This window comes from Corallococcus interemptor, from assembly GCF_003668875.1.
Classification (GTDB): Bacteria; Myxococcota; Myxococcia; order Myxococcales; family Myxococcaceae; genus Corallococcus; species Corallococcus interemptor.
Window position 1 is genome coordinate 1 of the sequence record NZ_RAWM01000203.1, and the last position, 10,119, is coordinate 10,119.

At 68.7% G+C, this 10,119-nt stretch carries 13 protein-coding genes and 1 pseudogene; 6 read left to right on the forward strand and 8 right to left on the reverse strand.

Annotation, left to right across the window (positions count from 1 at the left end):
• Together D7X96_RS37480 and coaBC are read left to right on the forward strand one after the other, a co-directional pair.
• A partial coding sequence (locus D7X96_RS37480; RefSeq protein ID WP_147468504.1) for a hypothetical protein occupies window positions 1–225 on the forward strand: 225 nt, incomplete at its 5' end.
• 40 nt (window positions 226–265) lie between these two features.
• Window positions 266–1,483: a bifunctional phosphopantothenoylcysteine decarboxylase/phosphopantothenate--cysteine ligase CoaBC gene (gene coaBC / locus D7X96_RS37485; RefSeq protein ID WP_121771883.1), complete on the forward strand. Its 1,218-nt coding sequence runs from the start codon at window positions 266–268 to the stop codon at window positions 1,481–1,483.
• On the opposite strand, the gene D7X96_RS37490 is transcribed toward coaBC, so the two are convergent.
• Window positions 1,469–1,927 carry an SgcJ/EcaC family oxidoreductase gene (locus D7X96_RS37490; protein ID WP_121771884.1) on the reverse strand — a complete coding sequence of 153 codons (459 nt, stop codon included), beginning with the start codon at window positions 1,925–1,927 and terminating at the stop codon, window positions 1,469–1,471. The genes coaBC and D7X96_RS37490 overlap by 15 nt on opposite strands.
• 46 nt (window positions 1,928–1,973) lie before the next feature.
• Here D7X96_RS37490 and D7X96_RS37495 point away from each other — a divergent pair, with 46 nt between their 5' ends.
• The gene (locus D7X96_RS37495; protein WP_121771885.1) at window positions 1,974–2,912 is read left to right on the forward strand and encodes a LysR family transcriptional regulator; all 939 of its coding nucleotides are present in this window, start codon (window positions 1,974–1,976) and stop codon (window positions 2,910–2,912) included.
• Here D7X96_RS37495 and D7X96_RS37500 read toward each other — a convergent pair.
• Window positions 2,902–3,960, reverse strand: a complete 1,059-nt coding sequence (locus tag D7X96_RS37500; protein ID WP_121771889.1) for an SDR family oxidoreductase — start codon at window positions 3,958–3,960, stop codon at window positions 2,902–2,904. The genes D7X96_RS37495 and D7X96_RS37500 overlap by 11 nt on opposite strands.
• A gap of 115 nt (window positions 3,961–4,075) precedes the next feature.
• Between D7X96_RS37500 and D7X96_RS37505 the strand changes: the two genes are divergently transcribed.
• Complete coding sequence (locus D7X96_RS37505) at window positions 4,076–4,978, forward strand: LysR family transcriptional regulator (protein WP_120552709.1); 903 nt, start codon at window positions 4,076–4,078, stop codon at window positions 4,976–4,978.
• Window positions 4,979–4,988: 10 nt separating this feature from the next.
• Here the strand turns inward: D7X96_RS37505 and D7X96_RS37510 are convergent, their stop codons facing one another.
• The 5 genes from D7X96_RS37510 to D7X96_RS37530 form a co-directional block, all read right to left on the reverse strand.
• Entirely contained in the window at window positions 4,989–5,465 is a 477-nt protein-coding gene (locus D7X96_RS37510; protein ID WP_120552710.1) for an SMI1/KNR4 family protein, read from the reverse strand.
• 183 nt (window positions 5,466–5,648) lie between these two features.
• Window positions 5,649–6,119, reverse strand: coding sequence for an SMI1/KNR4 family protein (locus D7X96_RS37515; protein WP_120552711.1), 471 nt, complete (start codon window positions 6,117–6,119; stop codon window positions 5,649–5,651).
• A gap of 10 nt (window positions 6,120–6,129) precedes the next feature.
• Window positions 6,130–6,672: a hypothetical protein gene (locus tag D7X96_RS37520; RefSeq protein ID WP_244219861.1), complete on the reverse strand. Its 543-nt coding sequence runs from the start codon at window positions 6,670–6,672 to the stop codon at window positions 6,130–6,132.
• Between the two features lie 98 nt (window positions 6,673–6,770).
• Window positions 6,771–7,697: a hypothetical protein gene (locus tag D7X96_RS37525; protein WP_121771886.1), complete on the reverse strand. Its 927-nt coding sequence runs from the start codon at window positions 7,695–7,697 to the stop codon at window positions 6,771–6,773.
• Between the two features lie 72 nt (window positions 7,698–7,769).
• Window positions 7,770–8,177: a hypothetical protein gene (locus tag D7X96_RS37530; RefSeq protein WP_121771887.1), complete on the reverse strand. Its 408-nt coding sequence runs from the start codon at window positions 8,175–8,177 to the stop codon at window positions 7,770–7,772.
• A 125-nt stretch (window positions 8,178–8,302) separates the two neighbouring features.
• Here D7X96_RS37530 and D7X96_RS37535 point away from each other — a divergent pair, with 125 nt between their 5' ends.
• Window positions 8,303–9,142, forward strand: a complete 840-nt coding sequence (locus D7X96_RS37535; RefSeq protein ID WP_279637425.1) for a helix-turn-helix domain-containing protein — start codon at window positions 8,303–8,305, stop codon at window positions 9,140–9,142.
• A gap of 4 nt (window positions 9,143–9,146) precedes the next feature.
• On the opposite strand, the gene D7X96_RS37540 is transcribed toward D7X96_RS37535, so the two are convergent.
• Window positions 9,147–9,710 carry an NADPH-dependent FMN reductase gene (locus tag D7X96_RS37540; RefSeq protein WP_121771888.1) on the reverse strand — a complete coding sequence of 188 codons (564 nt, stop codon included), beginning with the start codon at window positions 9,708–9,710 and terminating at the stop codon, window positions 9,147–9,149.
• 208 nt (window positions 9,711–9,918) lie between these two features.
• Here D7X96_RS37540 and D7X96_RS37545 point away from each other — a divergent pair.
• Window positions 9,919–10,119: pseudogene (locus tag D7X96_RS37545) on the forward strand (uracil-DNA glycosylase); the annotation flags it as partial.

Genomic DNA, 10,119 nt, shown 5'->3' on the forward strand with positions numbered 1-10,119 from the left:
GTGCCGGGGGAGGTGGGGGCCGTGGGCAATCCGCCCTCGGAGTTGCTGCGGTCGCCCTTCGCGCAGCTGGTGTACCAGCCCATGTCGGAGCGGGTGGTGGTGAACGGGCTGCGGCCGGGGCGCTACACGCTGGTGTGGGGGTACTTCCACGCGGAGATGCCGGGGGCGGGACCGGTGGTGCGCGTGGTGGACGTTCCCACCCAGGGCGAGGTGTCCCTTCGGTAGTCGTGTTGCGGCCGGGCGGACTGGCGCGTAATGAAGCCGCATGGACGCATCGGCTCTGAAGGGTCGCCGGATCATCGTCGGCGTGGGTGGCGGCATCGCGGCGTACAAGGCCTGCGAGCTGGTGCGTGAGTTGGGCCGCGCCGGCGCTGAGGTGCGAGTGGCCATGACAGAGGCCGCGCGCCAGTTCGTCACCCCGCTGACCTTCCAGGCGCTCGTGGGGCACCCGCCGCTCACGGACTACTTCGACCCGGCGCAGGAGGGGAACTTCGGCCACCTGGACCTGGCGCGCTGGGGCGAGCTCTACGTGGTGGCACCCGCGACGGCGGACCTCCTCGCGAAGATCCGCGCGGGCTTCGGCGGTGACGCGGTGACGACGTCGCTGCTGGCCTTCAAGGGGCCGGTGGTGCTGGCGCCCGCGATGAACGTGGCGATGTGGGAGAACGCCCGGACGCAGGAGAACGTGGAGTCGCTGCTGAAGGAAGCGCGCTTCAGCACGGTGGGGCCGGGCTCGGGGATGCTGGCGTGCGGCGACGTGGGGTCGGGGCGGCTCGCGGACGTGGGCGCCATCGTGTCCGCGGTGGCGGCGCGGTTGGGAGGAGGCCCGCTGACGGGCAAGACGGTGCTGGTGACGGCGGGCCCCACGCGCGAGTACCTGGATCCGGTGCGGTTCATCTCCAATCCGTCCACGGGGAAGATGGGCCTGGCGCTGGCGCACGAGGCGCGTGCGTTGGGCGCGAAGGTGACGGTGGTGCTGGGCCCGGTGGGCGCGGTGGACCGCACGGGCCTGGAGGTGGTGGACGTGGTGAGCGCGGAGGACATGGCGCGCGAGGTGCTGTCGCGCGTGGAGTCCGCGGACGCGTTCATCGCCACGGCGGCGGTGAGCGACTGGAGGCCGGAGAAGCGCGCGCCTCAGAAGGTGAAGAAGGGCGAGGGCCCGGAGAACTTGAAGCTGGTGCGCACGCCGGACGTGCTTCTGGAGGCGTCGCGCAAGGTGGCGGGGAAGGCGAAGCGTCCGATGCTGGTGGGCTTCGCGGCGGAGACGGAGCGGGTGGTGGAGCACGCGCGCGAGAAGCTGGAGCGCAAGGGGCTGGACGCCATCGTGGCCAACGACGTCACCGCGGAGGGCGCGGGCTTCGGGACGGACACGAACCGGGTGACGGTGATTTCGCGCGGCGGGCCTGATCGCGTGTTGCAGGGGAGCAAGCGCGCGGTGGCGGCGGAGATCCTGTCGCTGCTGCTCGTGTCACCGCGCGGCTGAGCGCTTCGGCGTCATCAGGCGCAGCATCCAGCGGGCGAAGAAGTTGGGCGGCTGGATGCGGGTGTTCTGGAAGGCAGTGAAGAACCAGACGCCGTCACGCTTCACGGCGACCATGGTCTGGATGGAGCGGCGGCCCTTGGGGGCCTTGCGCTGCCAGCGCAGCTTGATGACGCCTTCGGTGTGGATGAGCGCCACGTCCGGGGCGAGGAAGCGCACGGACTTCACTTCACCGTCGAGCTGGGAGCCCCGGAGGACCCCGTCGAAGAGGGCTTGGTGGGCCTCCGCGTTGGCCTGGCGTCCCTGGATGTGGCTGCCGTCGAAGGCGACGTAGTCCACGTCCTCCGTGAAGCATGCGGCGTAGGCCTGGGCGTCGCCCTGGTTCCAGCATTCGTAGAGTCGGTGCATGCGCTCGCGGATGGCGGCGGCTTCGGTGGTTGGGAACATGGGCCATGAGTAAGGCCGCTGGGGTCATCTCCACCAGTGATGGTCCATGATGGTTAGAATCACGGGTGTGAATCTCTCCGCCATCGACCTCAACCTGTTCCTCGTGCTGCACGCGGTGCTGGAGTCCGGCAGCGCGACCGGTGCGGCGCGGGAGCTCCACGTCACGCAGTCGGCGGTGAGCAATGCGCTGGCCCGGCTGCGGGATGTGCTGGGAGATCCGCTGGTGGTGCGAAGCAGAAGGGGGCTGGTGCCAACGCCCCGGTGCGAGGAACTGCGGCCGTTCATCGCGTCCGCCGTGAGTCAGCTCCAGTTGGCGCTGGAGGGAGGGCAGGGCTTCAAGCCGGAGACGTGCACGCGGACCTTCACGGTGGCGGGCGCGGACCACCACGGAGTCTCGGACGTGCCGAAGCTCGCGGCGCTGTTCGCGAAGCGTCTTCCTGCCGCGCTCCTGCGCGTCGTGAGCATCGATTACCTCGTGGAACGGGACGGGCTCACCACGGGCGCGGTGGACGTGGCACTGGGGCCACCGGAGGCCACGGGACCGGGCTGCCACGCGGAACCGCTGTACACGGATGACGCAGTGCTGCTCGTGCGCCGCGACCATCCGCGCATCCGGGGCAAGACGCTGACGAAGGCGCTCTACAACACGACGAAGCACATCGACCTGCACCTCGCGGAGGGACGCCCGGGCATCGGCGCCCAGCAGCACGCGCGCATCCTGAAGGAGCACGGGCTCACGCGGGAGGTGGGGCTCGCCGTCCCGCACTTCTTCGCGGCGGCGATGGCGGCGGCCCGCTCCGACCTGGTGGCGGGAGTGCCCCGCCGCGTCGCCAAGGCCTTCTGCGACATGCTGCCTCTGCGCACGGTGGAGATGCCGTTTCCCTCACCACGCATGACCAAGAGCCTCATCTGGCACACCCGGACGGATGCGGACCCGGGTGCGCGCTACTTCCGCTCGCTCGTCGTCGAAGCGCTCAGGGAATGACCTTGCGCCGGCGGTAGTCCGCGAAGACCTCGCGGAAACTCGCCTCCGTTTCGATGTGCTCCTGGAACCCGTGGCGGCGCGCCTTGGACGGGTCCGCGAGGAAGTCGAAGTTCGTCGAGAAGACGGCTTGGGCATGACGCCACGGGTTGATGCCCGTGTACGGAGTGGGCGCGAGCCCGTGCTTCGCGACCATCCTGTCCCAGAGCGGAGCCTTGTCCGCCATCACGTCGACCAATGACATGGGCAGGGGAGGGGCCACCTCCAGGTCGAACATGCGAGCGATGCGTGGCCACAGCTCGCTCCAGCGGAACTGGTCGCCGTTGTTGATATTGAAGGCCTGGTTGGCGGCCTTCGGGCTCGTCGCGGCCCACAGCATGGCGCGCGCCAGGAGCCTCGCGTCCGTGACATCCATGAGGATGTCGTACGCGGACGGCGGCCCGGGGAAGCGCAGCGGGAGGCCCAGCTCCTTCGACATGGACGCGTACACCGAGATGGCCAGCCCCGCATTCATCGGTGTGCCCATCGCGTAGCCCACCACGACGGACGGGCGGAGCGCGGACCACGTCCACGCCTTGCCCTGCTGCCGCTGCTCCAGGAAGCCCTGCTGCTCCACGTTGAACTCGGGAGGCATGTGGTGCGCGTCCGTCTCCCGAGCGGGCGTCTTGAACGGCCCCAGGTGCGCGCCGTAGACCTTGTAGCCCTGCATCAGGTTGATGTGCTGGAGGTTCCTGGCGACGGGCTCCACCGCGTCCACCACGTTGACGAGCATGGCGACGTTGGGCGCCACCAGCTCCGCGGGCGTCGGCCGGTCCTGGTAGGCGGCGTAGAAGATGTGCGTCACCTGCGTCAGGCCGCTCAGCTTCTCGCGGCTGTCGGCCGCGTCGAGCAGGTCCACGGGGATGAAGCGCACGCCTTCGCGTAATTCACCGCCGCGCCTCGACAGGCCGATGACCTCCCAGCCACCGAGTGATTCCAGGAGCTCAATGAAGTTGAGGCCAGCGATTCCTTGGGCCCCGACGACCAGGGCCACGTTCTTGGGGGAAGACATGGGGTTCTCCATGCGGCCCCACGTGGATCCGTTTCCGGGCCGCACGGGTCTAGTATTCGTGGGGCACGTCACGCAGTAGAGCTGCCCCAGGCACAAGGCTTGTGAGTTCAATTCAATGGCGCGTCTTGAAATCAATCGCTCCGGGGAGATGGAGGTCTTCGTCCGGGTCGTCGAGCAGGAGGGATTCTCCGCGGCGGCGCGCACGCTCCGGATGACACCATCGGCGGTCAGCAAGCTCGTCGCACGGCTGGAAGCCCGCCTGGGCGCGAGGCTCATCCACCGCAACACCCGGGGCCTCCAGCTCACCTCCGAGGGTTGTGTCTTCTACGAGCGCAGCGTGCAGGTGCTCGCGGAACTGGAGGCCGCGGAGCGCGGCGTCACGTCGCACGACGCGCCCTCGGGCCGGGTGCGCGTGAACACGAACGTGCCCTACGGCACGCACGTCCTCCTGCCACAGGTGCCGGCGTTCCAGGCCCGCTATCCGGGCATCCGTTTGGACATCGGGCTCACGGACCACGTGGTGGACTTGCTGGAGGATCGCGCGGACGTGGCCATCCGCGCGGGGCCGCTCAAGTCCTCCAACCTCGTCGCGCGCAGGCTGGGAGAGACGCGCAAGGTCATCGTGGGCTCACCGGCCTACCTGAAGCGTGTGGGCACGCCGAAGTCCGCCGCGGACCTGGAACGGCATACGCGCATGGGCGCCAGCCACACGCCCGCGCTGGAGCACTGGCCCCTGGTGGAACGCGGAGCCACCGTGAACGTGCCCGTCTCCGGCACCCTGTTCGCCAGTGACGGTGAAGCCCTGCGGCACCTGGCACTCACAGGCGCGGGGCTCGCAAGAATCGCGGCGTTCCAGGTGCGCGATGACCTGAAGACCGGGCGGCTCAGCGCGGTGCTGGAGGAGCGCAACCCGGGAGACACGGTCGTCTTCCACGCGGTGTTCCTGGAACCCACGAAGCACCTCCCGGCGCGCATCCGGGCGTTCCTGGACTACTTCGCCGAAGTGGGCATGGGCTGACGTCCCACACCTATTCCTCCAGCGGTCCGCTGCTCAGCCAGAATGAACGATTGCCGCTGCGAAGCGCCTTCTCCAGGAACTCCGCGAAGGACGAGGCGATTCGCGGAGCCTCATCTGGATACGTCTCGTGAAACGCATCCAGCAGCGGGTAGCGACCGTTCTTCGCAGCGGCCACGTCCAGGAGAACGAAGTTGGTGTCCTGCATGTCCACGAGCGTGTAGTGCGACGCCTCTCCGTCCTCCTCCTCATCCGAGCCTCTGATGGCACGCCGTGCGCGCTGAATCTCGTCCAGCGGGAGGACCCGATACTTGGCGTCCGGTAACGTCTCGAAGAGCGTGCATCCGTCGCAGCGCAGGTAGAAGGCGCGCAAATCCGCGTCCAGGTTCCAGCCGACGCGCGCCTCGAAAGCGGCGATCTGCGTGGGTGTCGCGGGCGGACGCGGGAAGTGGAGGCGGGAAACTTCCGCCAGCAGTGAGTCCATGGCCATGAGCGCTCCTCAATCCACGAAGGGCCGCTCAGGCCCGGGCGTCAACCACTTGCCTCCTGGTGCATAGCAGGCAGGGTATTCCTTGTTGAAGACGCCGTGCACGTCGCCAGGTACTGGCAGCACGTTGTCCCTCGCCACCGGTGCGCTGCAGCCCGCGTCGGGAGACAGGGCGGGCCATGTTTTTCATGGCTCGCCGCCGCTCAACCAGAAAGGTCGGCCCCCACTTCGAAGGGCTTTTTCCAGGAACTCCCCAAAGCTCGACGCGATGAGTGGCGTCTCGTCCGGGTACGTCTCATGGAAGGCGTCAAGCAGCGGGTACCGGTCGTTCTCGCGTCTTGCCACGTCCACGATGACGAAGTCGGTGTCTTGCATGTCCACCAGCGTGAAGTGGGAGGCAGGACCCGCGCTCTCCTGGTCGCGGCCTCGGATGGCGACGCGAGCTCGCTGGATCTCGTCCAGCGAAAGGATGCCGTACTTCGGATTCGGCATCGGCGCGAAGAGCCCCCCTCCGTTGGAGCGCAGGTAGAAGGCACGTATCTCCGCATCCAACTGCCAACCCATGCGTGCCTCGAAGGCGGCAATCTGCTGGGCGCTCGCAGGCGGATTCGGATGGTGGTGCCGGAAAAACTCGGCCAACAGGTTGTCCATGAGCATGAGCGCTTCCTCAGTCCACGTACGGACGCTCGGGGCCGGGCGTCAGCCACTTCCCGCCGGGCGCGTAGCAGGCGGGGTACTCGTCGTTGAACGTCTGGTGGATGTCGGCCGGGACGGGGAGGACGTTGCCCGGAGCCACTGGAGGGCCTCCGTGGCCCAAGTCGAAGATGTGGTGCCCGGGGAACTTCTTTCCCGCGCTCGTCGTGGGCCACGCGCCGAACTCGGAGGCCCACTCGTCGCGAAACCTGTCCCTGGCGCTGGACCATTGGTCTCGAAGGCGTTGCGTGTTGCTGACTTTCGGGTAGTCACAGCAGCAGTGGGTGATGGCCAGACGCCCGCCCGCCTCCGCGGGCATGAACAGGTAACGTCCCTTCCAGTCGCCTTTGATATCGGCCAGCCACATGCAGCCCATGAGCGCATGGCCCTGCGCCGCGCACTTGGACTCGCAGCGGGACAGGAACGCCGCGCTGCACTGCCAGGGTCCGTAGTAGATGGTCGTCTGGAGTTGTCCGCCGTCGGGTGTTCTAACGACCGGCGCCACCCACTTCCCCATGGCAGGTTGGCCTACCGTACCGATGGTGGCCGAGCCACACCCGACAAGCCCAGGGACGATGGCGACAAGAGCGGCACATCGAATCGGTAGACTGGCTTTCATGGCGACGCGTGATAGCGCGGCATGCCCGCGTTCGTCGCGACCTGTCCCGGCGGTCCTTCCACGCCATGGATGAACGTGTGCTGCTCCATGTTCACAGCTTCGTGGAAGTCCGGCTCGCCTTTCCCACCGTTCCAGTCCACGCGGTCCATCCGGATGATGCGTGACGAATACGGCAGCAGCGTCGCCGGATCCGTCACCAACTCCAGTTCCACGTGCGCGTACCTTCCCTTGGTCTCGTCCGTCTGTCCGACAGGTTCCCGGACGAGCTTCAGCTTCACGCACCTGGGTTCCGGCACCGCGTCGGAGCAGGGCACTCCCACGTCCAGCCGGACGCGTTCCTCCGCGGGGACCTCCTCGGTCTTCTTGCGGCCCGTGCCCACGGACATCGTCATGGGCACGACCTGCGTCATCCCGGGCGTGAAGCTCGCTCCGTGCCAGCTTCCGACCCACTCGTCCCAGCGGTTGCGCGCCTCTCGCTCCAGCCCGTTGGTGAGCGCCTTCGCCATCTGCGCCTTCTTCCCGGGACTCACCGGCAGCGCGTCCAGCAGGTCCTGGCCGGGGCCTTCCTCCAGCGGATCAATTCCCTGGAACTCTCCCTGCGCATCGATGATGGACGTGGCCAGGGGCTCCACGAAGGCAGGGAAGGGCGCCTCAATCACTTCCACGTCCTGGATGATCAACCGCCGGCGGCCCTGCTCATCCCCGGGCCCCAGCCGCATCGCGTACCGGCGCTGCGCCGTCATCCGGCCGCTCCAGTCCGACCGGACGTCCACCGTGTGCATCACCCGGATGGTGGACTGCTCCGGCCACGCGAAGCGCAGCGTCACCAGGTCCTTTCCCTTCGCGCCACCCACCGTGGCGCAGCCGAAGACCCCGGAGGACAGCGCTGCGATGACGAGCCACGGGCGCGGGACGGAGAGCATGTCCCGTCACGATAACAACGCCCGTCCCTCCGCGCGGCACGGTGTCTCACCCGGGCCGCGCGGACCGGACACTCATGCCATGGCCGCCGTCGCACCGCGCCGCAGGCCCGCGTACTCCAGCGCCGCGAACAGCGCGACCGCCAGCGCCTGCGCCGTGACGAACGCCATTCCCAGCCCCGTGGGCGCCGTTGGCCCGTGCGTCATCAGGAGCACGCTGTCCACCACCCACAGCGCGTTCACCGCGACCACGAACCACACCGGCCACGCGGACAGGTGGGCCCTCGACGCCAGGTAGCCGAGCAGCAGCGCGAACGGAATGAGCCCCAGCCCCGCCGCTCGCAGGAGCGCCGGCTCCAGGCCCAGCAGCGGACCCATGGGGCCCGCGGCCGCCGCCATCAACACGCCCATGGCTCCACTGGCGACTCCGTCCAGCAGCAGCGCGCGGCGCAGAAAGGTTCCCGACACGTTCTTGACGTTCATGGCACACGAATCCTTGCGAAGGGTGGACGCGGCGGCGGCCGTGATGGCCGTCCGTCGACGGTGCACAAGATGCGAGCCGGCCCGCGCGGTGTCGATTACCTCCGAGGGAATGGATGCGATGACGTGTGCCCCCTATCTTCCCGTCCATGACGAGCCTTCAGCAGAGCCGCCCCGTGGGAGAGTTGCTGCGCGGCTGGCGTCAGCGGCGCGGGCTGAGCCAGATGGACCTCGCGTTGCGCGCGGAGGTCTCCACCCGTCACGTGAGCTTCCTGGAGACCGGCCGCTCCCAACCCAGCCGCGACATGCTGCTGCACCTGGCGGAGGAACTGGACGTGCCCCTGCGAGACCGCAACAGCCTGCTCGTCGCCGCGGGCTTCGCGCCCGTCTTCGCCGAGCGCCCCCTGAACGACCCCGCCCTCAACGCCACGCGCGAGGCCGTGGAGCTGGTGCTCGCGGGTCATGAGCCGTATCCCGCGCTCGCGGTGGACCGGCACTGGACGCTCGTCACCGCGAACCGCGCCGTGGGCGTCCTGCTGGCGGACGTGGCGCCGGAGATGCTCCAGCCTCCCATCAACGTCCTGCGCCTGAGCCTGCACCCGGACGGGCTCGCACCGCGCATCGACAACCTGCGCCAGTGGCGCGACCACGTCCTCCACCGTCTGACGCGGCAGGTGGACGTCTCCGCGGATGCCACGCTCGCGGCGCTGCTGGAGGAGCTGCGCGGCTACCCGGTGCCGGAGGCCGTACCGGATGCGAACTCACGCGACTTCGCGGGTGTGGTGGTGCCGCTGCGCATCCGCACGTCGCTGGGGCGCCTGTCCCTGTTCAGCACCACCACGGTGTTCGGCACGCCCGTGGACATCACGCTCGCGGAGCTGGCCATCGAGTCGTTCTTCCCGGCGGACCCGGAGACCGCCGAGGCGCTGCGGCGGGCCGCGACCGAGCGGGCCCGCCAGGACACCTGAGCCACTACGGCTTCACGCGCACCGTGCGCAGCGCCGTGCCCCAGGACACGACCTGATCCAGGAGCGTGTTCACCTGCTTCTCCTTGGCCGGGTCCGGCTTGAAGACGGTGTAGTGCTCGAAGTCCGTGGAGAGGAACAGCTGCACCTGCGCCCGCACCGTGGCCATCTGCAGCTCCGCGGCGACCAGGCGCAGCTGCTCCACCGCGCGCACGCCGCCCGCGCTGCCGTAGCCCACGAAGCCGGCGGCCTTGTTGTTCCACTCGGCATAGACGAAATCGAGCGCGTTCTTCAGCGCGCCGGACGTGCCGTGGTTGTACTCGGGCGTGACGAACACGTACGCGTCGTAGCCCTCCACCGTCGCGCTCCACCGCTTCGTGTGTTCCTGGGTGTACTTGCGCATGGACGGCGGGGTCGGTTCGTCCAGGAGGGGCAGGTTGAAGTCCTGGATGTCGACGATGTCGTACGCGGCGTCGCCGCGCTTCTTCGCGATGTCGTGGACCCAGGCCGCGACCTTGTCCGCCTTGCGTCCGGGCCGCGTGCTTCCGACGACGATGGCCACCTTGATCATGTGCGGGCTGCTCCTGTGGAACGGAAAGGCCGGCATCTTCACCGTCTCCACCCGGCGGCAAGAGCGCTTCGCCCGGGGTGTGTCCTGATTCGACCAGAGCGCGTCCGCCCGGAAGGTGGCGCAAGCCCCGACCCTGGGCTAAGCGTACAGGCAACTTCCCCGGCTGCTTCCTTGCACCGGGACGGCCCCTTCGATACCGATCACCACCGTGAACGACGACACGCCTGATTCCGCGCAGGAGCTGGCCGATGTGCTCCAGGACGTGCGCCGCCACCTCCTCTGGCAGGAGGAGACCGCGGGCCGCTCGCTCCTCGTCGACGCGAAGCTCGCCGCCGAGCTCCAGCAGCAGCGCGCCGCCACCTCGTCCGTGCGCTCGATGATCGCCCGGACCAAGGCCCCCGAGCCGGCC